We start from the raw sequence: 25,833 nt of genomic DNA, 5'->3' as shown, positions 1-25,833 counted from the left end.
TCGGGACTTGCTGTCGCGTCCCGGCTGGCGTCCCGCAGTTAGACGATCCTTCGCCGTCGGAGGACTGCCGATGCGATTCCCGTCGAGATCAAACCCAGCACAAGCAGACATGCAACGCCACATAGCGTCGATATCAGCAGGTTGCCGACCGTGACCCCGCTGCCGCTTCCAGCGAAAGCGATGCAGACAAGGATCACCACAAATACCGCCCCGGTGGCGGAGACGAGCAGAGCGAACGCGCGCGGTGTGTCGTGATCCCGGCCTGAGATATGGCGAACGGCAGCAGCGCCGGCGACCGCCGTTCCAGCCACCAGGAGCACAAGCATCGACGTGATCGCCGAATTGCTCAGAACCACTCTCCCCGTGCCCGAGCAGACGCCGGCGAGGGCGGCTACCTCGTTGTCAGCAACGCTGCGGCACCCTCCGAGGAAGAAGAACACCATGGCCGTCACACCGATGATGACGGAGAGGCCGTACACGGCGACTAACCAGAGCCATCCCGCAGTGATCGTAGTCAGCCGTCGCATGCGTCCTCATCCCTTCATTCGCCCTGGTTGCACGGCCATGTAATTGGTGCGACTGCCCCGTAGTTCAGTGACGACCAACATGCGTTTGGGCCCACCCAACCGCGCGAGTATGCGAGGACGTTCCTGCTGCTACCAGGTCCGGGCCAGAGGCATGGAGTGGAGCGTTTCATAGCTCAAGCGTTCGACCGCGTCTCGACGTACTTCGGTATTCGAGCACGGATTCCCTCTTCAGTTCATTTCATCCACGAATGTACTCACCTCTCTCGCGCCCGCGAGCCTCCCGGGTGGACGTGTTGTCGTCGTCGACGACAGATTCGCCGTGGCGGATGGGATACATCGTGCATGAATGTCTACTGCTAGATAAGCTAGCTACCAGCTAAGCGAGCGAAGGAAGACATCATGGCGCAGGGAACCCCGCAGTCGGCGCGATCGTCACGATGGGCGGGGCTGGTCTTCATCAGCCTCGCGGTGTCGCTGATCATCGTCGACTCGACGATCGTCAACGTGGCCGTGCCGCAGATCGTCGACGAGCTCTCGCTGTCGTCCACGCAGGTGCAATGGGTCCAGGAGGCCTACACCCTGGTGTTCGCCTCGCTGCTGCTCGCATTCGGATCGCTCGCCGACCGAGTCGGACGCCGACGGATGCTCGTAATCGGCACAGCGATCTTCACCGTGTCCTCTCTCTTCGCCGCGCTCGCCCCCACCGGAGAGCTGCTCATCGCCGCGCGCGTGCTTCAAGGAGTGGGGGGCGCGATGATGCTTCCCACCACGCTCGCGCTGATCAACGCGACCTTCCACGGCCGCGAGCGCGGTCTGGCGTTCGCGGTGTGGGGATCGACGATCGGCGGAATGGCCGCCGTCGGCCCGCTCCTGGGCGGATGGCTGACGACCGCGTACTCGTGGCGTCTCGCGTTCGGTATCAACATCCCCCTGGGGATCATCATCGCGATCGGCGTCCTCGTCACGGTGAAGGAGTCGAAGGACCCGGACGCGCGGCGCGTCGATGTGGTCGCCGCCATCCTCTCCGTCATCACGTTCGCCTCGCTCGTCTTCGGACTCATCGAGGGGCGCACACTCGGCTGGTGGCTCTCCGACAAGCCGTTCACAGTCGGACAGTGGACCTGGCCCTGGGAGCTGTCGCCCGTTCCGGTCGCCTTCCTCATCTCGGCGATCGCTGCGGCCGCGTTCATCGTGCGCGGCCTGCGCCGACAGAAGGCCGGCAAGCCGACGATGCTCGCCTTCAACCTGTTCCGCACCCCGAGCTTCCGCAACGGCAATCTGGTCGCGATGATCGTCTCGCTCGGCGAGTTCGGGATCATCCTCGCGCTGCCGCTCTGGCTTCAGTTCGTGCTCGGCTTCGAGGCCGTGCAGACCGGCCTCATCCTGCTGGCGCTCGCTGGAGGATCGTTCGCGGCGAGTGCGCTCACGGCGCCGCTGAGCGGCCGCATCCCTCCCTTGACGCTTGTGCGCTGGGGGCTGGTCGCTGAGATCGTCGGGATCGTGGGCCTCGGGGTGATGATCCACCCGGACGCCAACTGGGTCACGCTGCTGCCCGGCCTCTTCGTCTACGGCCTCGGAGTGGGGCTGGCGACCGCGCAGCTGACGGGCGTCGTGCTCACCGATGTGCCTGTCGCGCAGAGCGGCCAGGGGTCGGGAACGCAGTCGACGGCTCGCCAGGTCGGATCGGCGCTCGGAATCGCCATCCTCGGCACCATCCTCTTCTCCGTGACAGGCGGGATCCTGGCGGCCGACCTCGCGGACAAGGGCCTGCCCGCCCAACAGGCGAAGCAGGTCGTCTCGGCCGTCGTGGACAGCGCCGGCGCAGCCATTCCGGCGCTGCGCAACTCGCCCGCGACCGCGCCGCTCGCGGCTGCGGCGGAAGACGCCTTCTCGACCGGCACCCGGCTGGCGGCATTCTCGGCGGCGGCGTTCCTCACGGTCGGCCTGCTGGCGACCGGGTCGCTTCGCACGAGGCGGCCCGGGGCGCCCGAGCGGGATGACGTCGGCTCTGAGCAGGTGCGCACGACGGAGTGACACCCCCGTCGCAGCTCATGTTGCCCTCAGGTGTGATCACTAGCTAAACTAGCTACATCGTAAGCTAGCGAAATCGTCGGAAATAAGACGGACGGTTCAGTCCTTGAACATCTCCACAACCGACCAGCGCCCGCACCGAACGCGAGGAGAGGCAATGCTGACATTGCGCGAAGGCCGAGGAACGACCGCTGCAGCGAGCATCCGTACCGCCGTCACCGTTCCGATACGCTTCCCCGACGGCTATGCGACGGTCGCGCGGGTCCTGACCTTCGAAGGGCTGGAGGACGGACGGGAGCACCTTCTGCTCGCGTTCGGCGATGCGTGGAGTGAAGACGGGGCCGTGGATCCCCGTCCGTCTCCCCTGGTCAGGCTTCACAGCGAATGCCTCACCGGCGACGTGTTCGGGTCGGAGCGGTGCGACTGCGGACCTCAGCTTCGGGAGGCCGTCGAAGTGCTGGAGCGCGAGGGCGGACTGCTCCTCTACCTGCGCCAGGAAGGTCGCGGGATCGGCCTGTACTCGAAGCTGGACGCCTACGCGCTGCAGGATGCGGGGCTCGACACCTACGAGGCGAACCTCGCGCTCGGTCACGACGCGGATGAGCGGGACTACACGTGCGCGGCACAGATGCTGGCCGCCGTCGGCGTCGAGAGTGTGCGCCTGTTCACCAACAACCCGGACAAGTCGGGCCAGCTGCGCGATCTGGGCATCGGCGTGGACGCCGTCATCCCGACCGCGGTGCATCTGACGCCGGCGAACGCGCGCTACCTGCAGGCCAAGCGCGATCGCACGGGGCACCACCTCGACCTGCCGGCCGCTTGAGGCCCGCGAAGCTGCGCCCGAGCCCCTGAACCCCCGACCCGCGATCGGTCACTGCAGAGTGTCGAGCACGCCCTCCAGCATCTCCACCGAGGTGAGGGGGTTCACGATTGCGAACCGCAGCACAGGCTCGCCGCGGAACGAGCTCGGCACCACGAACGCGCGCTGCTCGTCGAGGAGTCGGTCCGACCACGCCTGATAGTCGTCCTGTGACCAGCCCACGCGCTGGAAGACGACGACGGAGAGGTCGGGCTCGCGCACCAGCGACAGGTGCGGTCGCTCGCGGATCTCGTCCGCGATGAGCGACGCCATGCGCATACCGTGCTCGATGGCTTCCCGGTACGCATCGGTGCCGTGGGTGGCGACCGAGAACCAGAGCGGAAGCCCACGGGCGCGCCGGGTGAGCTGGATGCCGAGATCCGAAGGATTCCAGTCGGTGGATTGGGTGAGGGTGTCGAGGTACTCGGCGTGCTGCGTGTGCGCGCGGAATCCGTCCGCCGGGTCCCGATAGAGCAGCGCACACGCATCGAACGGTGCGAAGAGCCACTTGTGCGGGTCCACGATCAGCGAGTCCGCGCGCTCCACGCCCGCGAACAGCGGACGAACGCTGTCGACGAGCATGGCCGCCAAGCCGTAGGCGCCGTCGATGTGCAGCCAGATGCCGCGCGACTTCGTCGCCTCGGCGACCGAGGCGATGTCGTCGACGATCCCGAAGTTCGTCGTGCCGGCGGTCGCGACCACGGCGAACACGGCATCCCCCGCCGATTCGAGCACGGGATGCAGCGCATCCCCCCCGCATCCGCCCTTCCCCGTCCACGGGCACGGTGACGACGTCCACGTCCATCACGTCGGCCGCCGATCGCACCGACGAATGCGCCTCCGCACTGCACACGACCACCCAGCGTGCGGGAGCGGGATGCTGTGCGGCGGCGAGGCGCCGGCGCGCCGCGGCTCGCGCGGCGACCAGGGCCGACAGGTTGCCGATCGTGCCGCCCTGCAGGAAGACCCCGCCGGCGCTCTCGGGCAGTCCGAACTCGTGGGCGAGCCAGCCCAGCACCTCGTTCTCGGCGTAGACCGCGCCGGACCCCTCCATCCAGGAGCCGCCGTAGATGGACGATGCCGATACGGCGAGGTCGAACGCGGTCGCCGCCTTGCTCGGTGCCGACGGGATGAACGACAGGTAGGCCGGGTGGTCGGTGGACAGACAGGCCGGCGCGAGCACGTTCTCCCACAGGGCGGCCGCGCGGTGCGCGCCGATGCCCGAGCGGGAGATGGAGCCGGACGCGAGCCGAGCGAGCTCGAAGTGCTCCAGCGGCTTGTCGAGCGGCACCGATTCGAACAGCACCCGGCGGCGTGCGTAGTCCAGGACGGTGTCGACGACAGCGGTGGTGTGCTCGCCGATCGAGTGCATTTCCTGGGCGGTGACGATCGTCGGCATTCTGGCTCCTTCGCAGGCGAATCGGGATGACGAGCCGGGAGAAATGCTTCCCGAGCGTATGTAATGTACGTTACATTTGTCTCAATCGGTTACCAAAGTGTATCTTCCGTTTCGAAGGAGAAGCGATGCATCGATCACTCGTCCACGCCCTCACCGGGGCCGTCGCCACGGCGACGCTCCTGGCGGGAGCGCCCGCATCCGCGGCCACCGGTCACACGCACGCCGCAGCACAGGCCCCCTCCCCCTCCGTCGTCCTCATCGGAGGGAACCTGAAGGAGAACGCCGAGATCCTCCAGAAGATCGTGGATCTCGCAGACCCCGACGGTGCCGGACCGGCCAAGGCGCGAATTGCGATCTTCACAGCTGCGGCCACCCCCGCGAAGAGCGCAGCCGATGCCGCCGACCCGGACAACAACAACGCCGCAGCGAACGCGCTCTACTACTCGGAGCTCTTCGCGAAGTACGGCGCCGAGAGCTACTCCGTGCCGATCGACACCTCCGTCGACTACCCGGGCGACCCGTTCACGCCGGCCAACGCGTCGAGCGCCGACGTGGCCGCCGAGGTGCGGTCATCGACCGGAGTGTTCTTCGGCGGCGGCGACCAGATGGACTACGTGCGCACGCTCTTCACGTGTGCCGCGGCGCCACAGGACGCGTTCACCTCCTGCACCGACACCCCGGTCATGACCGCTGTCCGCGACGTGGCCGCGCGCGGCGTCGTCGCCGGCGTGAGCGCAGGCCTCACGATCCAGCAGGGCGCCGACATGGTCACCGGCGGCGAGTCGTACCAGTCGTGGCGAGACGGAGCACAGGCCGGCTACCTCGACGATGCGTCGGCTCTCGGCTATCTGCCCTCCGGCGGCTTCGGCTTCGTGGATTCGGCGCTCATCGACAGCCACTTCGCCACGTGGGGTCGCGAGGGTCGCGCCGTGAAGCTCGCTCTCGCGACGCACCACCCCTACGTGCTGGGAGTGGATGAGACCACGGCCGTGGTGCTCGATCGGCGCACCGGCAAGGGCACCGTCATCGGCGAGCACGGCGCCTCCCTCATCGATGTGCGGCATGCCGTCACGACGGCGACCGGTGTCCGGGGAGTCCGCTGGAGCTATCTGAACGCGGGAGACTCCCTCGCCCTGCGCCGCAATGCCGCGGTGGACCCGGGCGAGGGTGCGAAGAAGGCCGCCCGCTCGGGCGCCACCCCGCCCGTGCAGCGCGACGTGTGGGACTCGATCGACGGCCCCGGCGGCACCTACTCACTGCGCGACCTCGCCCAGGAGACCGCGACCTCTCGCGCCGGCGTGGGCACCGGCCTCTCCTTCGAGACCGGCCCGCAGTTCGCGACGACGGTCGCGCGGGACCGCGACACCGCGGTGTGGACGACGGCCGGTGGGAAGATCTCCTTCGCGGGCCTGACGATGGCGATCGACCGGCTCCCCTGACCCTCGACCACGAAATGCCCGGTCCGTCCAGGACCGGGCATTTCGTCGGACAGGGGCAGTCAGTACAGGCCGAGCTCCTCCGCCGTACGATCGGCGCCCTCCATGCGCTTGGTGGCCGCGTCGCCCAGGAGGTCGAAGCATCCCGCCACCACCGTCTCGATGAGGGCGAGCACGGGGGTCATCGCGTCGAACGGCGAGGGCGCCGGAGTCTCGCTGGCCAGCACCACCTCGGCATCCGAGGCGATCGGCGAGAGCCACGCATCGGTGAACAGGACGATGGCAGCGCGCCGGGAACGGGCGCGGCGGGCGAGGCGCTGCGTCGCATCCTCGTAGCGCCGGAAGTCGAACAGCACCACGACGTCGCGACGGGTGAGGTCCTCCATCATGGCGGCGCGCGAGGACGGCTCATCGGGAAGCATCGTCACGTGCGACCGCAGCTGCTGCAGGTGAAGGGCGAGCAGGCGCGCCAGGAGGGTGCTGTAGCGGCCGCCGGCGATGACGACGGATCCGGATGCGCGCGCGAGCAGCTCGACCGCGCGGGTGAGGTCGTGCGCGGTGATCGACTCGAAGGTGCGCGTCAACGTGTCGACGGCGATGGCGGCAGCCCGCTCCCGGAGGGTGCCCTCGACGTCCGGAGCGCCCGTCGACACTCGGTCCTCGTAGATGCGCAGCGGGGAGGCCGAGCGCACGTCCAGGTCGTGGCGCAGCGCCTCCTGGAAGTCGGGGAAGCCGCGATAGCCGAGCCGATTCACGAACCGGATGACGGTGGGTCCGCTGACACCGGAGCGTTCGGCGAGTCGCGCGACCGTCTCGAAGCCTGCGGACGGATAGGCCGCGAGCAGCACCCGCGCCACCTTCCGCTCCGCCGGCGAGCAGTCGCCCATCCCCCGGCGGATCGCATCGGCGACGCTGGCTTCGGCCATCTGGGTCACCTCCGACTCCGACAGTACTCAGTCCTCCGCGATGCGGACGACCAGACGCGCGAGCAGGGCGGCCCGCTCGGGCACGCTCGCCAGATCCAGCCATTCGGACTCGGCGTGGTCGTCGCCGCCGATGGGGCCGAGCCCGTCGAGCACCGGCACGCCCGTGGCAGCGGCGAAGTTCGCGTCGGAGACACCACCCGTGCGCGACCCTCGGATCTCGATGCCGAGGTCGGCGCCGGCGCCGGCGGCGAGGGCGAGGAGGCGCTGGGATGCCGCCGGCTCCAGCGGCGGGCACAGCTCCTGCCGTTCGACGCGGATCTCCACGCCGGCCACGAGCGCCTCGGCGGCACGGGCGTCGATCGCGTCGAGGGTGGCGTCGAGGTCGGCGAGCGTCCAGGCCCGCACCTCGCCGCTGAGACGGGCGTGCGCCGGGATGATGTTGCGCTTGTCGCCGGCATTCACCGTGCCGACGTTGACCGTCACGCCGCGGCTCGCGTCGTTGAGGGACTGCAGGAACAGGAGCAGGTGGGCGGCTTCGACAGCGGCGTTCGCCCCGCGGTCGGGCTCGATCCCGGAGTGCGCGGCCCGGCCGCGCACGTCGATGACGACATCGGCGATGCCCTTGCGGGCGGAGACGAGATCACCGTTCTCGCGGGCGCACTCCAGGCACAGCGCGGCATCCGCCTGTGCCGCCAGCTCGCGCAGCAGGGCGCCGGATGCCGGTGATCCCACCTCTTCGTCCGGGGTGAAGGCGACCACGAGCTCGCCGAACCCGTCGTAGCCGGCATCCCGCAGCAGACGCATCACGAGAAGCGCGGTGGCGGCTCCGCCCTTGTCGTCGGACACCCCCGGGCCGTAGGCTCGGCCGCCCTCTTCCCGGTAGGGCCGGGCGCCGGCGGTCCCCTTCTCGAACACGGTGTCGAGGTGGGCGAAGAGCAGGATGCGGCTCGTGCCTCTGCCGCCGCGCCGTGCGACCATCGCGCTGCCGTAGCGGATACCGTCCACCAGGGGCATCGGGATCAGCTCGGTTGTGAAGCCCAGCTCGACGAAGCGCTCCGCACTCCAGCGCGCGGCGGCATCAACGTCAGCCGCATCCAGCGATCCGGAGTCGATGGAGACGAGCTCCGCCAGCTCGCGGCGGAACTGCTCCAGTCCTGCCTCCGCACGCCGGCGAAGGGATGCCGCGGTGGGCGGAGCATCCACGCCCAGAGCCGACGGCATCACAGCACCTTGGCGAGGAAGGCCCGGGTCCGCTCCTCGCGGGGGCTTCCGAGCACGTCGGCCGGCGTGCCCTGCTCGACGACCACTCCGCCGTCCATGAAGACGACGAGGTCGCCGACCTCACGGGCGAAGCCGATCTCGTGGGTCACGACGATCATGGTCATCCCGGACGCGGCGAGGTCGCGCATGACGTCGAGGACGTCGCCGACGAGCTCCGGGTCGAGCGCAGACGTCGGCTCGTCGAACAGCATCACCTCGGGGTCCATCGCGAGCGCCCGGGCGATCGCGACGCGCTGCTGCTGTCCGCCGGAGAGCGCATTGGGGTACGCCCCGGCCTTGTCGGCGAGGCCCACACGGTCGAGCAGCTCGAGCGCCCGCGCGCGGGCCGCCACCCGTCCGAGGCGTCTCACCTGCGTCGGCGCCTCGACGATGTTCTCGAGCGCGGTCATGTGCGGGAACAGGTTGAAGCGCTGGAACACCATCCCGATGCCACGGCGCTGGCGGGCGACATCCTTCTCGCGCAGCTCGTGCAGACGTCCGCCGCGGTCTTCGTAGCCGACCGTCGTGCCCGCGACGCGGATGGAGCCGCCGTCGATCTTCTCCAGGTGGTTGATGCAGCGCAGGAACGTGGACTTGCCCGATCCCGACGGGCCGAGCAGGCAGGCGACCTGGCCCTTCTCGACCTGCAGGCTGATGCCCTGCAGGACGTGCAGCGGGCCGAAGCGCTTGTGGACGTCTCGGGCGTCGATGATCGCCGTCGAGCCGGTCTCGGCGGATGACGTGTCGGTGGGGGTCATGAGCGTGGTCACTTCTGTCCGGCCTTCCAGGCGCGCATGAGGCGCGTCACGAATCCCTCGCGGGCGCCTGTGACGCCCCGTCCGTAGCGGTGCTCGAGCCAGGCCTGCGGCACGGCGAGGATGCTCGTGAGGATGAGGTACCAGATCGCGGCGACGATGAGCAGCGGGATGATCTTGAAGTTCTGGGCGTAGGCCGCCTGCAGGTTCGACATGAGGTCGTGCCCGGCGATCACCGAGACGAGCGCGGAGGTCTTCAGCATCGTGATCACCTCGTTCCCCATCGGCGGCACGATGACCCGCATCGCCTGGGGCAGCACGATCCTGAGCATCGTGCGCGAGGGGGTCATCCCGAGCGAGTGCGCCGCCTCGGTCTGACCGCGATCGACCGATTGGATGCCGGCACGCACGATCTCCGACGCGTATGCCATCTCGTTGAGGCCGAGCGCGAGCAGAGCGGCGACCACCGCGGGGATGAGGTCGCTCGTGCGCGCCGACCAGAACACGACGTCGGTGAAGGGGACGCCGAGGACGATCTTCGGGATGAAGGCGCCGATGAAGCCCCAGAAGATCAGCTGCAGCAGGACCGGGGTGCCGCGGAAGACCCACACGAACAGCCCGCTGACCACGCGCAGAACGGGGTTCGGCGACAGGCGCATGATCGCGACGACGATGCCGCCCCCCAGGCCGATGACCATCGCCGCGGCGGTGAGGGAGATCGTCGTGGTCAGACCCTGCAGCGTGAGGGGTGCGAAGAGGTACGCCCAGACCGTCGGCCAATCCAGGTTGGGGTTCTGCGCGAACGCGGCGATCACCGCAGCGGCGCCGAGGCCCACCAGGATTCCCGAGATCCAGCGGCCGGGGTGCCGGAGCGGCACCGGGGCGGCACCGGCGTGCGCGCCGGCGCCGATGCGGACATCGCTGTCCTGTCTGATCGCAGTCATTGGTTCCTCACTGAGGTCGAGCCGAAGAAGACGGGAGGGAGGGCGCGGCCGACGCGCGGCCGCGCCCCGCGCCTCAGCTGTTGGCAGCGCCGTTGATGGTCGCCTTCGTCACACCGATGCCGGCGACGCCGTAGTGGTCGAGGATCTTCGCGTAGGTGCCGTCATCCATCAGCGACTGCAGAGCGCCCTGGATCGCCTTGGCGAGCTCGGTCTGGTCCTTGAGCACGCCGATGCCGTTGAGCGTCGCCTTGTAGCCGGTGGGGGCGGCGGGGTCTTCGACCACCATGAAGGTCTTGCCGCTGTTGGTGGTCTTGGCCACGAAACCGGCGCTCGGCTTCGTCATGAGAGAGGCCACGGCCTTGCCCGCGGTGATCGACAGTTGCGCGTCGGAGTCGGAGGGGTACTCGCTCAGGTGGATCGCGTCGTGGCCGGCCGCCTTGCACTCGGCCTGCCACGTGTTGTTCACCAGGTCGGCCTGGCTGGTCGCCTTCTGGACGGCCACGTTCTTGCCGCAGAGGTCGAGGTACGTCTTGATGTGGTCGGGGTTGCCGGTGCGGGTCAGGATGCCGGTGCCCGAGGCCGAGTAGTCGACGAACGTGAGGACGTCCATGCGGGCGACGCTCGAGGTCATGGCGGACATCGCGACGTCATAGTTGCCGGCTTGCAGGGCGGGGATGATGCCGTCGAAGCTCTGCTGCGCGAAGTCGAAGGTGATGCCGAGCTTGGCGCCGATGGCGTGGCCGAGCTCGACGTCGACGCCGGTGAGGTCCTTCGAACCCTCGGAGACGAACATCTCGAAGGGAGCGTACGGGGCATCGGTGGCGACCTTGACAGCGCCCGCCTGACGGATGTCGGCCGGCAACGACGCGTTGAGCGTGTCGTCCACGGAGATCTTCGTGCCCAAGACCTCGACGCCGGAAGAGGCGGCGTGCGTGGCCTCCTCACCCGCGGCGGGCGACGAGCACCCTGCGAGCAGGAGACCCGCGATGACGAGAGCGGACAGCGGTGCGCCCGCGCGCATCGCGCGGGAGGCAAGCGGGTGGTGCATCTGTGGACCTTTCTCGGTGCCCTCTACGGTGAGCGGCTTGAGAGAGATTCTGTAACAAAAGTTTCAGATTGTCCAATCCAAATGCATTCTGTAATGAACGCCACTTCACCCCTCGATCGACAGGACAGCCTCATCCCCCGCCGAGAGCGTGGCGCGCACGCCGAGCGGGATACTCGGGGCCGCCTTGTCGTGTCCGAAGCCGAGCTGCCAGACGAGCGGGATCCCGAGCGGCACGAGCAGCTCGTCGACGACGGCACGGATCTCGGCGAGGTCGCCGCAGTCCAGCCAGCTGCCGAGCGCGATGCCGACGACACCGTCGAACCAGCCCGCCCGCAGCAGCTTCACCAGGAGGCCGTCGATCCGGTACGGCTCCTCTCCGACGTCCTCGATGAGGGCGATGCGTCCGGTGTGGTCGAATGCAGACCGGTCCTTCGCCCCGAGCGTCATGGCCAGAAGGCTGAGATTGCCGCCGACCAGCACCCCCGACGCCTCGCCGCGCACGAGGGACACCGCATCGGAGGAGGTGTAGCTGCGACCGGGCACCGGTTCGAAGACCGCTCGCCGCAGGCTCTCCGTCGCCTCGGCGTCATCGAGGAGGGCACCCGTCGCAAGCATGGGGGTGAACCACGTGGCGACCCCCAGCCGCTCGCGCCAGAACTCGTGCACCCCCGTGACGTCCGAGCTGCCGAAGAGCGGCTTGGGCCGCGCGCGCCGCAGCGCGTCCACATCGAGCCGATCGAGAAGCCTCACCGAGCCGTAGCCGCCGCGCATGCAGAACACGGCGTCGATGGTCTCGTCGCACCAGGCGGACTGCAGGTCCTCGGCGCGCTGCGCATCCGTTCCCGCAAGATACGGGAGCGTGGGATGCGTCGCCCGCCCGCTCGGGTACACGACCGGGTCGAGCCCCCAGCGGTCGAGCAGGGCGAGGGACTGATCCAGCCGCTCTTCATTGATGGGTCCCGATGTCGCGACCAGCGCGACGCGGTCGCCCGCCTTCAGGGGCGCGAGCGCCATGGTCTCCGTCATCGATCCCCCTCCGGGTCGCTGATGCCGAGGTGACGCCGGAGGAACCGCAGTTCGCGGGCCGCGGCATCCGCCACGGTCGATGCCGCGCGGAACCCGTGCTGCTCTCGTTCGTAGCCGATGTACTCGAATGTCTTCCCCGCTGCAGCGAGTCCGTCGACGAACCGCTGGGTGGTCTCGGGGAGACAGATCCGGTCGTCGAGACCCTGCAGGATGAGCATCGGACCGTGTGCGAGGTGCGGCCGTTCGGCCGGCGATCGCTCACGGTACCGCGCCTCGTCTTCGGGAAGGGATCCGACGAGGCTCACCAGGTACTGCGACTCGAGATCGTGGTTCTCGCCCGACATCCATGCGAGAAGGTCGATGACCGGGTAGCGGATGAGCGCCAGCGCGAACGGCGAGGCGACCGTCATCGCCGCCGCGCTTGTGAAGCCTCCGGCACTGCCGCCTCGCACAACGAGTCGGTTCGGGTCCGCCAGCCCCTCCCGCACGAGCGCCTCGGCCACGTCGATGGTGTCGTGGAGGTCGACGACGCCCCACTGCCGGTCGAGCCTGTGACGCCACGCCCGCCCGAATCCGGTCGAGCCGCCGTACTCCGGCACCGCGACGCCGATGCCCCGCGACGTGAACGCGGCGATCTCGAGGTCGAGGGTGACGCCGTTCTCGCCCGTCGGGCCACCGTGGACGTGCACGACGAACGGAGGACGCTCCCCCACCGGTGCGACCGTGTCCGGATGCGCCGGCGGGTAGACGGTGACGGGGATCTGCGCCCCGTCGCGGCCCTCCACCCACCGGAACTCCGGCTGGGGCAGCCACGCATCGTCGAGCGGTGCGCCTGCGACGACGGGGACGGATGCGTGGGAACCGCGCGTCGCCGTGCCCTCGTCATCCGACCAGGTCACGAGTCGCGGCAGACTGCGCGGCCCGTAGCCTGCCGAGGCGAGCCGGCCGCCGTCGGCGGAGAGAAAGGCGCTCCAGGTGGTGACGAGCCCGTCGTCCGCCGGATCGAGAAGGGTGAGGGTGCCGCGGTTCCCGTCGAGCACGGCCGGCTTGCCGTGCACGAGCACGCCGTACCGGCGGGCTCCGAGCACAGCAAGCCAGCTGGTACCGGGCCGCCACAGCGGCCCGCCCAGCTCCTGTGTGACCTCGAGGACCGGCCCCGCCTCGCCCAGTCGATGGAGGTTCCACCAACCGCTGGTGTCCGAGAGGAAGACGAGCGAGCCGTCCACGTCCCACTCCGCCTGGCAGATCGACTCTCCGCGGCCGCCCGCCACCACGCGGGCGTCGACGAATCGACCCTCACGGATGTCGGCGACCACGAGCTCGGTCTCGTTCCACGGCATGTGCGGGTGGTTCCACCCGATCCAGGATGCACGAAGGCCGTCGGCGGAGACGCGCAGGCAGGAGAGGAATCGATGGTCGCCGCCGAGGAGGCGGATGCGCTCCGGCGACGTAACCCCCGACCCGTCGAGCGGCACCGCCACGAACGTGCGCTGCAGATCGGTCGGCGACGCGCTGAAGAACTCCTCCCGCATCACCCAGACCTCGTCGCCGACGATGAACGGCTCGGCATACCGGTACTGGGCCTCGAACGCGGGGACCGGCGTCAGTGGCCGCACCCCCTCCGCAGTGCCCGTGTAGAGGCGCTGGTCGCTCCACTCGGTGATGACGAAGCCGTCGCCGCCCGCGGCCCAGGGCAGGCCGCCGTACTCGTGGACCCGGTTGCGCACGTTGACGCCCACGGGGGTCAACCGCCGGTGCGATTCGCCGTCGAGGAGGTAGAGCGCCAGGCGCCCGTCGTCGGCGGGGTCGCTCTCGACCCACCACAGCTCTCCCCCGGGCTGACCCACCCAGCTGATCGCCGAGTGCGCCGCGGCGATGTCTTCCGGGCCGATCGGCGAGGACCAGGTCCCGTACGGGCGCTCAGGCACGGACGCCCACGGTCTCCGGCTCGCAGCATCGCGCGCCGTCATCGTCGGACGCATCCTCGCCGTCCACCAGCGCACTGGGCACGACGGACAGCAGCTGCCGGGTGTACTCGTGCTGGGGAGACAGCAGCACCTCCTCGACGGGCCCCTCCTCGATGATGCGTCCCTGCTTCATCACCACGACCCGGTCGGCGATGTTCCAGGCGAGCCCGAGGTCGTGGGTGATGATGAGCGCTCCGAGACCGAGCTCGTACTTGAGCCGCATGAGGAGCGCGAGGATCTCACCGCGCGCGGAGGCGTCGAGACTGGCCACCGGCTCGTCGGCGACGATGAACCGCGGATCCAGGGCGAGGGCGCCGGCGATGACCACCCGCTGCCGCTGTCCGCCGGAGAGCTCCTGCGGGATGGCGTCGAAGAACTGCTCGGGAGGCGACAGCTCTGCCTGCCGGAGCGCGCGCGCGACGCGCTCGTGCTCGTCGCCCGCCAGACGGTGCAGCCTCGGTCCCTCGGCGACGGACTCGTAGACGCTGTGCTTCGGGTTGAGCGAGGCTGTCGGGTCCTGCAGCACGAACTGCACCTGACGGCGGTACTCCTTGAGCGCCCGCTGCGAGCGGCCGAGCGGAGCGCCGCTGAACAGCACCTCTCCGGACGTGGGGCGCTGGAGCCCCAGCACCGTTCGGGCGAGGGTCGTCTTGCCCGAGCCGGACTGACCGACCAGGGCCACGATCTCGCCCGCCCCGCACCGGAGGTCGACATGGTCCACGGCGCGCACCGCGCGGCCGCGGGCCGAGAAGCTCACGCACAGGTCGCGCACCTCGAGCACCGTGTCGTGCGCATCCCGTCCGGCGGGCGTGGGGGTGCCATCCTGCGCGGGAGCATCCGGAGCGGTGTAGCTCGGGAGCCGCTTGCGCGAGGACCAGTCGCCGATGGTCGGGAACGCGGCCGCGAGCGCCTGGGTGTGGGGGTGCTCGGGGGCGCTCATCACGCGGGCGCTCGGGCCCTCCTCCACGATCCGGCCGTTCTGCATGACGATGACGCGCTCGCACGTCGCGGCGAGCACCGAGAGGTCGTGGCTGATCATGACGAGCGAGAGACCGCGATCCCGCACGAGGCCGGTGAGGACGTCGAGAACCTGCGCCTGCACGATGACGTCGAGCGCCGTCGTGGGCTCGTCGGCGATGATGAGCTCCGGATCGCACGCGAGGGCCATCGCGATCATGATCCGCTGTTTCTGGCCGCCGGACAGCTCGTGCGGGTACGACAGCCCCTTGTCGGCGTTCAGATCGACGAGTCGCAGCAGCTCGTCGACGCGCGCGTAGCGCTTCTCCCGCGTCGGATACTCCTTCGCCAGGTGCGTCTCCAGGGCCTCCGCGATCTGGTCGCGCACACGCGTGACGGGGTTGAGGGAGTGCATCGCGCCCTGGAACACGATCGCCGCCTCGGTCCATCGCACCGCGCGCAGTTTGCCCCACGACAGCCCGAGCATGTCCTTGTCGCCGAACCGGATCGCTCCGGTCAGCGTGGCGTTCGGCGGCAGCAGCCGCAGCACCGACATCGCCACCGTCGACTTGCCGGATCCCGATTCGCCCGCGATGCCGAGGGTGCGGCCGGTCTCCAGCGTGAGGCTCACCCCGTCGACCGCGGTCTTGTGGATCGGTCCGTGCTCTCCGGTGACGGTGTAGGTGATGTGCAGGTCTTCGAGCTGCAGTGTGGGCATCAGCGTCCTCGCAGAGTGGGGTTGACGACGGCCTCGGTCGCTCGGCCGACAAGGGTGAAGCACAGCACGACGAGCACGATGGCGATGCCGGGCGGCAGCACGAACCACCAGTAGCCGGCTGTCGCTGCGCCGGTGTCCAGCGCGCTCTTGAGCATGCTCCCCCAGGACATCTGGGTGGGATCGCCGAGGCCCAGGAACGAGAGCGTCGACTCGGCGATGATGGCCGATCCGACGGCGAGCGTCGTGTTGGCCAGCACGAGCGGAAGCACGGCGGGGAGGATGTGACGTCCTAGCACGTGGCCGTGACCTGCGCCGAGCGCCCAGGCGCGTTCGATGTAGGGCCGAGACTCGATGGTCAGCGTCTGCGACCGCACGAGCCGGGCCGTCGCCGCCCAGCTCGTGACGCCGATGGCGATCACGATCGTCAGCACTCCGCGCGAGAGCACGGTGGAGAGCACGATCGCCAGCACGAGCGAGGGCAGGACCAGGAAGAAGTCGATCACGCGCATGAGCACCGCCTGGGTGCCGCCGCCGTAGTGGCCGGCCGACATGCCGACGACGGTGCCGATGACCATCGACACCGCGGTGGCCGCGAAGCCCACCAGGAGAGACACGCGCGTGCCCCACAGGAGCATGACGAGCACCGACCGGCCAGCCGGGTCGGTGCCGAGCGGATATGCCCACGACGGCGGCTGGTTCGGCGGAGCGGTGGCCTTCGTCACGTCGAGCAGTTCGGCGGGCGCGATGAACGGCACGAGGACTGCCACCGCCACGACGAAGACGAGGATGACGAGGCCGATCATCCCGGACCGGTGGCGGCGGAATTCTCCCCACGCTCTGGCGGCGCTCTGGCGGCGGCGGCTGCGGCGCACCGCGTGCGAGGCACTCCGGGGCGACGAGCTCTGGATGGCGGTCACGATGCCTTCAATCGGGGGTCGATGACCCGGTAGACGACCTCGGCGGCGAGGTTCATGATGATGACGATTCCCGAGAACACCACGAAAGTTCCCTGGAGCAGCGGCAGGTCCGGGGCCGTGAGTGCCTGGAAGGTGAGGTAGCCCAGCCCCGGCCATGAGTAGACCGTCTCGACGGTCACTGCGCCGCTGATGAGGCCTCCGATGGTGAGGAAGATGAGCGTGATGGTCGGAAGCAGGGCGTTGGGGATGGCGTGTCGGCGCCGTACGACGTCCTCGCGCAGTCCCTTCGCGCGAGCAGTGACGAGGTAGTCGCTCGTCATCTCCTCGAGCAGCGACGCACGCATCACCATCAGGTACTGCGCATAGACCACGGCGACCATCGTCGCCACGGGGAGGACGAGGTGGCGGGCCACATCCCACACCCCGGTGACGCCGCTCTCGTCGATCCCGGGCGTCGTCATGCCGCCTGTCGGGAACCACTGCAGCCAGCCGCCGAAGACGAGGAGCAGGATGAGCCCGAGCCAGAAAGTGGGCACCGACCAGAACACCAGGGCGACGCTCGTCGCCGAGCGGTCGAAGCCCGAGCCGCGTCGCCAGGCCGCCCGCTGTCCCAGCCAGAGGCCGAGGACGATGGAGATGAGTGCCGCGGTCCCCGTCAGGAGAAGGGTGGGGCCGACGCGCGTCGCGATGAGGTCGGAGACCGGCTGATTGTACGTGTACGAGATGCCGAGATCGCCGTGGAGGAGCCCGACGAGGTAGTTCCAGAACTGCACGAGGAGGGGCTGGTCCAGTCCGAACTGGTGGCGGAGCTGGGCGACCTGCGACGCACTGACACGGCGACCGCGGGTCATCGAGATCGCAGGGTCACCGGGAAGGATGCGGAAGGCGAAGAAGCCGACAGCCACGACCATGATCAGGCTGACGGCCGCCCCGCCTCCCTTGACGGCCAGATACCGGCCCCAGGTGGCGCCGCGAGGAGTCTCCTCCTCGGGCGCCGCCTGGGCCAGTTCTGCCGCTGGAAGCGACATCGTCATCTGCTACTGCCTGTCGTCCGCTGTCGCACGACGCCGACGGACGACGAGGAGGGTCACGACTCCGCCGACCACGATCACGGCCACGACGATCCCGATGATCAGTCCGGGGTTCGGAGCATCCGCGGGCTTCTCCGAGCTCACCGGAACCGCGCTGTACAGACCCCAGTACCCGTTCTGGTTGGTGATGACGCCGTTGCTCGCCGGCTGCTTCTGGAAGCCCGTGAAGCGGTCGGACCGGTAGGCCTCGAGCGCGTCCGCGTACCAGATGACCGTGTTGGTGGCCGCCTTGTACATGGTAGCCATGGCGTCCTTGACCAGATCGGCACGCTTCGCCGGGTCGAGTTCGGTGTGCTGCTGCTGGTAGAGCTTGTCGAACGCGGGGTCGCACCAGTTGTTCTCGCTGGTCGCGCCCGAGCCGTCGGCGTTGGGGCGCGCTGCGCAGATGTTCAGGACCAGCTGCGAGTCGGGGTCGGGGTCGACGCCCCACCCGGTGAAGTACATGTCGTACTTGCCGAGGGTCGAATCGTCGTTGACCTGGTTGTCGCTCTCGGTCGTGAAGGAGGCCTTGACGCCGATCGCCTGCAGCCACGGCACGATGTAGCCGGCCATCTGAGTGTGCAGCGGGTTGCTGCTGCGGCCGAGCAGGCGCAGGTCGAGCGGCTTGCCCGTCGTGTCGAGGCGGATGCCGTCCGCGCCCTTCTTGTACCCGGCGGCGTCGAGCATCTGGTTCGCCTTGGCGGGATCGAACGGGATGGTGTCGGCCTTGTCGATTCCGAAGTACGCCGGGTACACCGGCGGGATCTCCGTCTGACCGAGCGTCCCCAACCCGCCCGCGACCTTCTCGAGCAGCGTCTTCTTGTCGATCGCCATCACGATCGCCGTGCGCAGGGTCTTGTCCTGCAGGGCCGGGTTGCCGTCTCCGAGCACGTCGCCGTTCGCATCCTTGGCCCCGGGGTTGATGGCGAGAGCGGAGTGCCGGCGGCCCACACCGGCGTTCAGGCCGATGTTCTTGACGCCCTTCAGCGACGTGTACTGGGCCGGAAGCAGCCCGCCCACGACGTCGATCTCACCGGTGCGCAGAGCCTGCACCTCGGCGTCGCCGTTCTTGTAGTAGACGTACGTGATGCCGTCGATCTTGGGCGCCCCGCGCCAGAAGGACTTGTTGGAGACGAGCTCCACCGACTGGCTCTGCGCGTAGTGCTTGACGGTGAAGGGACCGGAGCCGACCACATCCGAGTCATTGGCGAACTTCGCCGGGTCCTTCACCTTGCCCCAGATGTGCTGGGGCACGATCGGCACGCTCGCGCCGGGGTTGGGGGCCTGCGGCTCGCTCAGCGTCAGCACGAGGGTCGTGGCGTTCTTCGCCTGCGCCTTGACCACATTGGCGATGTCACCGCCGTGCGCCTGCTGGAGCTCCTTGTCGTCGATGATCGACGTGTAGGTGAACGCGGCGTCCTCGGCCGTCACCGGCTTGCCGTCGGACCATTTGCGGCCCTCGGGGATCGTGAAGGTCCAGGTGAGGCCGTCGCTCGACGTCGACCACTTGGACGCCATGCCGGGGACGATCGCGTTGTCCTTCGCCCCGTACGCGACCAAGGTCTCGTACTCGAGACCGACGATCGACTGGCCCGAGGCCAGGATGGTCGTGAACGGGTTCAGCGTGTCGATGTCGGAATCCGTCGCGATCTTCAGGATGTGCGACGCAGGCGGTGCGGCGGCGATGGCAGGCGACGCCAAGGCCGCGGCGCCCAACGTCATCACCGCGACCGTCGCGGCCGCGCCGACGAGGATCCTCTTTGTCGAATGTGCCCGTTTCGGGCTCGTGGTTCGGGTCACGTAGCAGTCCTTTGCGTGAGATTTACGTGTCGCATAAATCAGGTTGAACATGAGTTTGTGGGTCGGAAGCAAGAAAATCAAGCGTGATTCTGACCAATCTCGTCACGATCTGTGCGAACATGCGAAACGTAACATCGCTGAAACGAAAGGTCGACATGACCGCAGAGGCAACCGGCCCCGTCACCCGGACCCGCATCCAGACCGTTGCCGAGCTGTGCGCCGAACTCATCAGGTTCGACACCACCAACTACGGGAACGGCCGCAGCGAGGGCGAGGGCCGCCTGGCACGTCACATCGCGGACCTCCTCACCGAGGCGGGCTACGACCCGCTGCTGGTGGGTCCCTCGCCCGAGCGCGCAAGCGTGGTGCTGCGGGTGCCCGGCATCGACAGAACGCTCGCCGGCCTCCTGGTGCACGGTCATCTCGACGTCGTGCCTGCCGAGGCCTCCGACTGGACCGTGCCGCCGTTCGCCGGAGTGATCTCCGACGGGTACGTGTGGGGCCGGGGCGCCGCCGACATGAAGGACATGGTCAGCATGATGCTCGCGACCCTCCTGGATTGGGCCGACACCGGGATGCGCCCACGACGCGACATCGTGTTCGCGTTCGTCGCCGACGAGGAGGACCGCGGCGAGCACGGGGCCCAATGGATCGTGCGGGAGCGCCCGGATCTGCTGGCCGGTGTCGGGGCCGCGATCGGAGAGAGCGGTGGCGACGCCACGCAGGCGATCGCCGCAGACGGGACACCGGTGCGGCTGTACCCGATCGCGACGGCGGAGCGCGGGACGATGCATCTGCGCCTGACCGCGACGGGGCCCGCCGGCCACGGATCGCGCCCGACGTCCGAGAACGCCGTCGCCGCCGTCGTCGACGTCGCCCACCGGCTGGCCCATCATGCGTGGCCGGTGCACCTCTCCGACACCGTGCGGGCGCACCTCACCGAGGCCAACGCCGCCCTCGGGTTCGAGGTCGCGCTGGAGACTGAGGACGGCGTGCTGGCCGCGGTCGAGCGCCTCGGCGCGGCAGGAGAGGTCGCGCGCTACACGGTGCGCGCCTCCGCCACTCCCACCGTGCTCAGCGCCGGCTACAAGGTGAACGTCATCCCCACGCTCGCCGCCGCCGAGTTCGACGTTCGATGCCCGCCGGGCTACGAGACCACGATGCTCGCGGAGCTCGAGCAGCTCCTCGGCGACGAGGTCGAGCACGAGTTCCTGTCGCTGCAGCCTCCCGTCGAGGCACCGATCCGCTCCGGCTGGTTCGACGCGATGGCCGCCGCCGTGCGGCGGTTCGATCCGGAGGCCGCAGTCGTGCCGTTCTGCATGGGGGGAGGCACGGACGCGAAGGCCTTCACGCCGCTCGGGATCGCGTGCTACGGATTCGCGCCGCTGGGTCCTGACCCGGACGGTCGCACCGTCGCCGGCGTGCACGGCATCGATGAGCGGATGCCGGTCGCGGCGCTGGAGTCCGGACAGCGCATCCTCGACGACTTCCTCACCACCGTGTGAGGGCGGCGGGCGATCAGGGAAGGCTGGCCCTGATCGCCCGCCCCACATCTGCCATCGTCGCGAGCACGCGGCCGCGGGGATCGTCCTGCGCGCCGTCCCAGTTCGCACCGACCGCGTACGCGATCGCACGCCCTCCGGCGGCTGCGACCCCGACGTCGATGCGAGCGGTGCTGATGGTTCCGGTCTTGTTGCGCAGGAGGACGCCGCGATCGCTGTCCGCATGGGCCAGCGGATCCAGTCCGAACGCCGAAGCGACCATCGACAGGTCGGTGTTCAGCGCGAGCCACGACAGCACGCGGTCCGACACTGCCGGCGAGACGATCTCGCCACGGTGCAGACGCCCCAGCAGCGCAGCCAGTTCGCGACCGGTGCCCCGGGACAGGGTCGGCGGATGCTCCGCAAGACGCTCCTCGCGCACCCGGTCGAGCAGCGCGGAGTCCACGAACCCGAGTGCGCGACTGGTGTCGCCGATCGCATCGATGCCGATGCGACGCACGAGCACGTTCGTCGCCAGGTTGTCGCTCACGGCACCGATCAACGCGCAGACGTCGGCGATCGGCAGCGTCTCGACGACCAGCGTGTGCCAGATGCCCGAGTCGGCGACGATCTCGTCCGGTCTCCGGGTGACGCCCTCTCCCAGATCGAGGATCCCCTCCGCGGCCTGGCGCGCCACCTCGATGAGCAGGAAGATCTTGCCGACGCTCGCGGTCTTGAGAATGCGGTCCGGGTCGTGCTCCCACAGCACGTCTCCGGTGAGCGCGTCGGTGACGGATGCCGTCCAGTGGACTCCGGGCACCCGTTCCAGTTCGGCGGTCAGAGCATCGGCGGGGAAGGTTCGTTGCGCGGGCATTCCGACACGGTAGTGGATGCGGTGCCCCCACGCCAGCTCGAAGATGCAAGATAGGCTCCGTATGTTGTGGCAGAGCTGTTATGAATTCAGCATTGCGATGGGTAACGGTCGTGAGATACGTTCTGTATCTATGACCACCACGACCACCGGCCCAAGGGTCGACGTGCGTCGGATCGAATCCTTCGCCGAGCAGCGCCGCGCCGCGGAGCTGTACCGTTCGGTCTTCGCCTACTCCGACCACGCGTTCGCCGTGAGTCCTCGCCTGATGCGGGGCCTGCTCGACAATGGAGGCACGGTCCTCGGCGCCTTCCTTCCCTCGGGAGACATCGTCGGGTTCTGCTACGGGTTCACGGGTGTCGGCGATGGCGGGGTGTTCCACTACTCGCAGGCCACCGTCGTCGCCGCGAGCGCTCAGGGAGCAGGTATCGGTCGCCGACTGAAGATGGCCCAGGCCCAGGAAGCCCGGGCGACGGGCGCACGGGCGATGCGGTGGACCTTCGACCCGTCCATGGCGCGGAACGCCTCGTTCAACCTGAACGGACTGGGCGCACACGGCATCCGCTTCCTCGCCGACTACTACGACGAGCCGGGCACGGACCGGATGCTCGTGGAGTGGCCCCTCGATCCCGCGGCGATGGAGGCGAACCGGCGCACCGTGGAGCGCCTGCGCGCGGTGGCGGATGACGAGAGCGAAGCGCATCGGCGAGGCCTCGTCCTCGCCCCGGTGGATGCACCGGGGGACGGACTGCGGCGGGCGTTCGAGGCCGGGCTGAATGCACTGGCCTGCCTTCCGCGCTGTGATACTGCTGTCTATGTCTTCGGAAGGACGCCCGATGGAGCGTGACCAGCAGACCAGTCCGAGTCAGCGCTTCGATGCGCGCGTGCAGCGCCGCTCGGCGCTGGTGCTGAAGCGTCGGGTCGTCGAACAGGAGCGCGAGCAGATCCTGCGCGCGCTCGACTGGGCTCGCGACGATTCGTCGTTCGAGCGGATTGCGGCCCTGATCGTCGCCGCCCGGCGGCGGTTCGTGCTCGGCGCGGCGAAGTCGTTCACCTACGCGTCGCTGCTCGCCATGGACCTGAGTGCGGGGCTGGCGAGCGTCACCCTCATCGACGGGACGATCGTTCGCCCCCTCGATGTGCTGACGGATGTCCGCTCCTCCGACGTGCTCGTCGCGATCTCGCTCTCGCGATACCGCAAGTACACGGTCGAGCTGGCCGAGCACTTCAAGAAGGCGGGCGGAACCCTCGTCGTCATCACGGATGCGCCGGACGCACCCCTGGTCGCGCTCGCCGATGAGGCGCTGATCGTCAACACCGCGAGCGCATCCTTCGCGAACTCCCCCACGTCGGTCGCGCTCGTCATCCATATCATCAGCACGCTGACGACGGCGAGCGCCAAGGGAGCCGCCCGTCGGCTCCTCGAAAGAGATCGGCTGAGCGACGAGCTCGGCCTCTATGTGGAGGATTAGTGCGCGTCATCGCAGCCACCGTCGACCGCGTGCGACTTCCGCTGGTCCATGAGTTCCAGACCAGCTCTCACAGCAAGAAGCATCTCGAGCACCTCATCATCCGCCTGGAGGATGAGTCCGGTGCCGTCGCATGGGGCGAGGTCGCGTCGCCGAGCGGCCCGTTCTACGGAGCCGAGACGACGGACACCTGCTGGATCGTCGTCACCCGTCACCTCCTTCCGTCCCTGCTGGGCGTGCACTGGGACACGCCGGCCGAGGCCGCCGCGACGTGGGCGAAGGTCCGGGGCAACAACTTCGCGAAGGCGGGGGTGGATGCCGCGGTGTGGGGTCTGTTCGCATCCATGACGGGTCGGAGCCTGGCAGCGGCCCTGGGCGGAGAGCGCAGCCAGGTTGCGGCGGGCGTCTCCCTCGGCATCGAGCCGTCCGTCGGCGCGCTGCTCGAGCAGGTCGCCGCCCAGATCGAGGCCGGGTACCGCAGGGTGAAGCTGAAGATCGCCCCCGGGTGGGACATCGAGCCGGTCGCCGCGGTGCGGGCCGAGCACCCCGACCTGGATCTCCACGTCGACGCGAACGGCGTGTATCGAGAAGAGGAGGAGCACCTCGACGCCCTCGTCGCGCTCGACGAATTCGGACTGACGATGATCGAGCAGCCGTTCGCGCCGCACGAGCTGCTGGCGCACGCCCGACTGCAGAGGCGACTGTCCACCCCGCTGTGTCTCGACGAATCGGTCGAGACCGTGGCGCAGCTGCGCACCGCTCTGGAGCTCGCAGCGGGCCGGATCCTCAATATCAAGGCGTCGCGGATGGGTGGCCTCTCCCCCGCCCTCGAAGCGCACGCTGTCGCGCGCGAGGCAGGGATGCCGGTGTGGTGCGGCGGCATGCACGAGTTCGGCGTGGGTCGAGCGGCGAACATCGCCCTGTCCAGCCTGCCCGGCTTCGTCCTGCCCTCCGACGTCTCGGGATCCGACAAGTACTACGCGCGCGACATCCTGACCGAGCCGATCCTCGCCGACGGCGGCATGGTGCAGGTTCCGTCGTCGCCGGGCCTCGGCGTAGAGGTCGACGAGCTCTTCCTCCGCGAGCGCAGCGTGCGCCAGGAGGATGTGAGGCTGTGAGTCCGGGATACGCGTCAGCGGCCGCAGCCGCAGCCGAGCACGGCACGCCGGTGTGGGTCTACGACGAGGCCACGATCCTGCACCAGGTGGAGCGTCTGCGCCGGTTCGACACCATTCGCTTCGCACAGAAGGCCTGCTCGAACACGCACATCCTGCGCGTGCTGCGCGAGTCGGGCGTGTCGGTGGATGCCGTGTCCCGCGGCGAGATCCTGCGGGCGCAGCGCGCCGGGTACCCCGCGAGCGGCGAGGGCGATCCGCTCGTGTTCACCGCGGACCTTCTCGATCGGGCCACTCTGGCACTGGTCGTGGATGCGGGCATCACCGTGAACTGCGGATCGCCCCACATGCTCGAGCAGATCGGAGCCGTCTCACCGGGCCACCGCGTGTGGCTGCGGATCAATCCCGGCTTCGGACACGGACACAGCCGCAAGACGAACACCGGAGGCCCGTTCAGCAAGCACGGCATCTGGCACGAGGATCTCGAACAGGCCCTGGCGATCGCTCGACGGCACCGACTCGACGTCGTCGGCCTGCACATGCACATCGGCTCGGGTGCAGACATGGAGCATCTGGCCCGCGTCGCCGGCACGATGGCCGATCTGATCGTCGCGACGGGGCTGGATGTCGAGGCGATGTCCGCCGGGGGCGGACTCCCCGTCCCGTACGGACCGGGTGAGGCCGATGTGGACACCGACGCGTACTTCGACGTCTGGGACGGCGCACGCAACGCCGTGGCCGCCCACCTGGGTCATCCGGTGCGGCTCGAGATCGAACCCGGCCGCTTTCTGGTGGCCGCAGCGGGCTCGCTCGTCGCCGAGGTCCGCGCCTTCAAGCGGATGGGCGAGAATCGCTTCGTCCTCGTCGACACCGGATTCAACGACCTCATGCGACCCGCGATGTATGGCAGCAGCCATCGTGTGACAGCCCTCTCCCCGGACGGCACCCCTCGTCGCGAGGGTGTCGTGGACACGGTGCTCGCGGGCCCCCTGTGCGAATCGGGGGATGTCTTCACCCAGGCCGCCGACGGGACGGTCACGTCGATCCCGTTGCCGGCGGTGGACGTGGGCGACCTCGTCGTCTTCCATGACGCGGGCGCGTACGGGGCGAGCATGTCCTCCACCTACAACACGCGTGGTCTGGCCCCCGAGGTGCTCGTGACGGGTCCCGGCATCAGCCGCGTCATCCGCCGCCGGCAGAGCATCGACGAGCTGCTCGACCTGGAAGAACCAGCCGGCAGCCCCGCCTTCTGAGATC

Annotated in this window: 21 protein-coding genes and 1 pseudogene; 8 read left to right on the top strand and 14 right to left on the bottom strand. The window is 69.0% G+C overall.

What is annotated here, in order from left to right; translation table 11 throughout:
• Positions 1-38: 38 nt before the first annotated feature.
• Positions 39-527, bottom strand: coding sequence for a hypothetical protein (locus tag AC0NZN_RS14375; protein WP_474592996.1), 489 nt, complete (start codon positions 525-527; stop codon positions 39-41).
• Between the two features lie 399 nt (positions 528-926).
• Here AC0NZN_RS14375 and AC0NZN_RS14370 point away from each other — a divergent pair, with 399 nt between their 5' ends.
• Both AC0NZN_RS14370 and AC0NZN_RS14365 read left to right on the top strand, forming a co-directional pair.
• Positions 927-2,561: an MFS transporter gene (locus AC0NZN_RS14370; RefSeq protein ID WP_474592995.1), complete on the top strand. Its 1,635-nt coding sequence runs from the start codon at positions 927-929 to the stop codon at positions 2,559-2,561.
• A 154-nt stretch (positions 2,562-2,715) separates the two neighbouring features.
• Positions 2,716-3,381, top strand: a complete 666-nt coding sequence (locus AC0NZN_RS14365) for a GTP cyclohydrolase II (protein ID WP_474592994.1) — start codon at positions 2,716-2,718, stop codon at positions 3,379-3,381.
• A 48-nt stretch (positions 3,382-3,429) separates the two neighbouring features.
• Here AC0NZN_RS14365 and AC0NZN_RS14360 read toward each other — a convergent pair.
• Positions 3,430-4,816: pseudogene (locus AC0NZN_RS14360) on the bottom strand (pyridoxal phosphate-dependent decarboxylase family protein).
• Positions 4,817-4,941: 125 nt separating this feature from the next.
• Here AC0NZN_RS14360 and AC0NZN_RS14355 point away from each other — a divergent pair.
• Positions 4,942-6,255, top strand: a complete 1,314-nt coding sequence (locus AC0NZN_RS14355) for a cyanophycinase (RefSeq protein ID WP_474592993.1) — start codon at positions 4,942-4,944, stop codon at positions 6,253-6,255.
• A 59-nt stretch (positions 6,256-6,314) separates the two neighbouring features.
• Here the strand turns inward: AC0NZN_RS14355 and AC0NZN_RS14350 are convergent, their stop codons facing one another.
• The 11 genes from AC0NZN_RS14350 to AC0NZN_RS14300 form a co-directional block, all read right to left on the bottom strand.
• Positions 6,315-7,178 (bottom strand): MurR/RpiR family transcriptional regulator, encoded by an 864-nt coding sequence (locus AC0NZN_RS14350; protein WP_474592992.1) that lies wholly within the window; start codon positions 7,176-7,178, stop codon positions 6,315-6,317.
• Positions 7,179-7,205: 27 nt separating this feature from the next.
• Positions 7,206-8,399, bottom strand: a complete 1,194-nt coding sequence (locus AC0NZN_RS14345) for a M20 family metallopeptidase (RefSeq protein WP_474592991.1) — start codon at positions 8,397-8,399, stop codon at positions 7,206-7,208.
• On the bottom strand, positions 8,399-9,196 hold the full coding sequence (locus AC0NZN_RS14340; protein ID WP_474592990.1) for an amino acid ABC transporter ATP-binding protein: 798 nt from the start codon (positions 9,194-9,196) through the stop codon (positions 8,399-8,401). The genes AC0NZN_RS14345 and AC0NZN_RS14340 overlap by 1 nt, the downstream gene beginning before the upstream one ends.
• An 8-nt stretch (positions 9,197-9,204) precedes the next feature.
• Entirely contained in the window at positions 9,205-10,137 is a 933-nt protein-coding gene (locus AC0NZN_RS14335) for an amino acid ABC transporter permease (protein ID WP_474592989.1), read from the bottom strand.
• Positions 10,138-10,210: 73 nt separating this feature from the next.
• Positions 10,211-11,185: an ABC transporter substrate-binding protein gene (locus tag AC0NZN_RS14330; RefSeq protein WP_474592988.1), complete on the bottom strand. Its 975-nt coding sequence runs from the start codon at positions 11,183-11,185 to the stop codon at positions 10,211-10,213.
• A 105-nt stretch (positions 11,186-11,290) separates the two neighbouring features.
• Positions 11,291-12,211 (bottom strand): S66 peptidase family protein, encoded by a 921-nt coding sequence (locus AC0NZN_RS14325; protein ID WP_474592987.1) that lies wholly within the window; start codon positions 12,209-12,211, stop codon positions 11,291-11,293.
• Entirely contained in the window at positions 12,208-14,139 is a 1,932-nt protein-coding gene (locus AC0NZN_RS14320) for a prolyl oligopeptidase family serine peptidase (RefSeq protein WP_474592986.1), read from the bottom strand. Before AC0NZN_RS14320 ends, AC0NZN_RS14325 begins: the two co-directional genes overlap by 4 nt.
• Positions 14,132-15,853, bottom strand: a complete 1,722-nt coding sequence (gene nikE, locus AC0NZN_RS14315; protein WP_474592985.1) for a nickel ABC transporter ATP-binding protein NikE — start codon at positions 15,851-15,853, stop codon at positions 14,132-14,134. The genes AC0NZN_RS14320 and nikE overlap by 8 nt, the downstream gene beginning before the upstream one ends.
• Positions 15,853-16,770, bottom strand: a complete 918-nt coding sequence (locus AC0NZN_RS14310; RefSeq protein WP_474592984.1) for an ABC transporter permease — start codon at positions 16,768-16,770, stop codon at positions 15,853-15,855. Before AC0NZN_RS14310 ends, nikE begins: the two co-directional genes overlap by 1 nt.
• Positions 16,767-17,798, bottom strand: a complete 1,032-nt coding sequence (locus AC0NZN_RS14305) for an ABC transporter permease (RefSeq protein ID WP_474592983.1) — start codon at positions 17,796-17,798, stop codon at positions 16,767-16,769. Before AC0NZN_RS14305 ends, AC0NZN_RS14310 begins: the two co-directional genes overlap by 4 nt.
• Before the next feature lie 9 nt (positions 17,799-17,807).
• Complete coding sequence (locus AC0NZN_RS14300) at positions 17,808-19,640, bottom strand: ABC transporter substrate-binding protein (RefSeq protein WP_474592982.1); 1,833 nt, start codon at positions 19,638-19,640, stop codon at positions 17,808-17,810.
• Between the two features lie 155 nt (positions 19,641-19,795).
• On the opposite strand from AC0NZN_RS14300, the gene AC0NZN_RS14295 reads away from it, so the two are divergent.
• Positions 19,796-21,145, top strand: a complete 1,350-nt coding sequence (locus AC0NZN_RS14295) for a M20/M25/M40 family metallo-hydrolase (protein ID WP_474592981.1) — start codon at positions 19,796-19,798, stop codon at positions 21,143-21,145.
• Between the two features lie 13 nt (positions 21,146-21,158).
• On the opposite strand, the gene AC0NZN_RS14290 is transcribed toward AC0NZN_RS14295, so the two are convergent.
• Positions 21,159-21,995, bottom strand: a complete 837-nt coding sequence (locus AC0NZN_RS14290) for a serine hydrolase (protein WP_474592980.1) — start codon at positions 21,993-21,995, stop codon at positions 21,159-21,161.
• Between the two features lie 130 nt (positions 21,996-22,125).
• On the opposite strand from AC0NZN_RS14290, the gene AC0NZN_RS14285 reads away from it, so the two are divergent.
• From AC0NZN_RS14285 to lysA, 4 genes are read left to right on the top strand one after another with little or no spacing between them, the layout of a single operon-like run.
• Positions 22,126-22,839: a hypothetical protein gene (locus AC0NZN_RS14285; RefSeq protein ID WP_474592979.1), complete on the top strand. Its 714-nt coding sequence runs from the start codon at positions 22,126-22,128 to the stop codon at positions 22,837-22,839.
• The gene (locus tag AC0NZN_RS14280) at positions 22,829-23,464 is read left to right on the top strand and encodes a MurR/RpiR family transcriptional regulator (protein WP_474592978.1); all 636 of its coding nucleotides are present in this window, start codon (positions 22,829-22,831) and stop codon (positions 23,462-23,464) included. Before AC0NZN_RS14285 ends, AC0NZN_RS14280 begins: the two co-directional genes overlap by 11 nt.
• A complete protein-coding gene (menC, locus tag AC0NZN_RS14275; RefSeq protein WP_474592977.1) occupies positions 23,464-24,579 on the top strand; it encodes an o-succinylbenzoate synthase in 1,116 nt (371 codons plus the stop codon). The genes AC0NZN_RS14280 and menC overlap by 1 nt, the downstream gene beginning before the upstream one ends.
• Entirely contained in the window at positions 24,576-25,829 is a 1,254-nt protein-coding gene (lysA, locus tag AC0NZN_RS14270) for a diaminopimelate decarboxylase (RefSeq protein ID WP_474592976.1), read from the top strand. The genes menC and lysA overlap by 4 nt, the downstream gene beginning before the upstream one ends.
• Positions 25,830-25,833 lie beyond the last annotated feature (4 nt).

The sequence above is a fragment of the Microbacterium sp. sgz311019 genome, assembly GCF_056135325.1.
The sequence above is the reverse complement of the archived record's forward strand: the minus strand, read 5'-3'. Positions and strand labels throughout refer to the sequence as shown.

Bases quoted from the DNA above. Each gene is read 5' to 3' on its own strand.
- AC0NZN_RS14280 (WP_474592978.1), top strand. From the start codon at position 22,829: ATGGAGCGTGACCAGCAGACCAGTCCGAGTCAGCGCTTCGATGCGCGC.
- AC0NZN_RS14305 (WP_474592983.1), bottom strand. From the start codon at position 17,798: ATGTCGCTTCCAGCGGCAGAACTGGCCCAGGCGGCGCCCGAGGAGGAG.
- AC0NZN_RS14325 (WP_474592987.1), bottom strand. From the start codon at position 12,211: ATGACGGAGACCATGGCGCTCGCGCCCCTGAAGGCGGGCGACCGCGTC.
- AC0NZN_RS14330 (WP_474592988.1), bottom strand. From the start codon at position 11,185: ATGCACCACCCGCTTGCCTCCCGCGCGATGCGCGCGGGCGCACCGCTG.
- AC0NZN_RS14285 (WP_474592979.1), top strand. From the start codon at position 22,126: ATGACCACCACGACCACCGGCCCAAGGGTCGACGTGCGTCGGATCGAA.
- AC0NZN_RS14375 (WP_474592996.1), bottom strand. From the start codon at position 527: ATGCGACGGCTGACTACGATCACTGCGGGATGGCTCTGGTTAGTCGCC.
- AC0NZN_RS14350 (WP_474592992.1), bottom strand. From the start codon at position 7,178: ATGGCCGAAGCCAGCGTCGCCGATGCGATCCGCCGGGGGATGGGCGAC.
- nikE (WP_474592985.1), bottom strand. From the start codon at position 15,853: ATGCCCACACTGCAGCTCGAAGACCTGCACATCACCTACACCGTCACC.
- AC0NZN_RS14355 (WP_474592993.1), top strand. From the start codon at position 4,942: ATGCATCGATCACTCGTCCACGCCCTCACCGGGGCCGTCGCCACGGCG.
- AC0NZN_RS14290 (WP_474592980.1), bottom strand. From the start codon at position 21,995: ATGCCCGCGCAACGAACCTTCCCCGCCGATGCTCTGACCGCCGAACTG.
- AC0NZN_RS14345 (WP_474592991.1), bottom strand. From the start codon at position 8,399: ATGCCGTCGGCTCTGGGCGTGGATGCTCCGCCCACCGCGGCATCCCTT.
- AC0NZN_RS14365 (WP_474592994.1), top strand. From the start codon at position 2,716: ATGCTGACATTGCGCGAAGGCCGAGGAACGACCGCTGCAGCGAGCATC.
- AC0NZN_RS14335 (WP_474592989.1), bottom strand. From the start codon at position 10,137: ATGACTGCGATCAGACAGGACAGCGATGTCCGCATCGGCGCCGGCGCG.
- AC0NZN_RS14340 (WP_474592990.1), bottom strand. From the start codon at position 9,196: ATGACCCCCACCGACACGTCATCCGCCGAGACCGGCTCGACGGCGATC.
- AC0NZN_RS14295 (WP_474592981.1), top strand. From the start codon at position 19,796: ATGACCGCAGAGGCAACCGGCCCCGTCACCCGGACCCGCATCCAGACC.
- AC0NZN_RS14370 (WP_474592995.1), top strand. From the start codon at position 927: ATGGCGCAGGGAACCCCGCAGTCGGCGCGATCGTCACGATGGGCGGGG.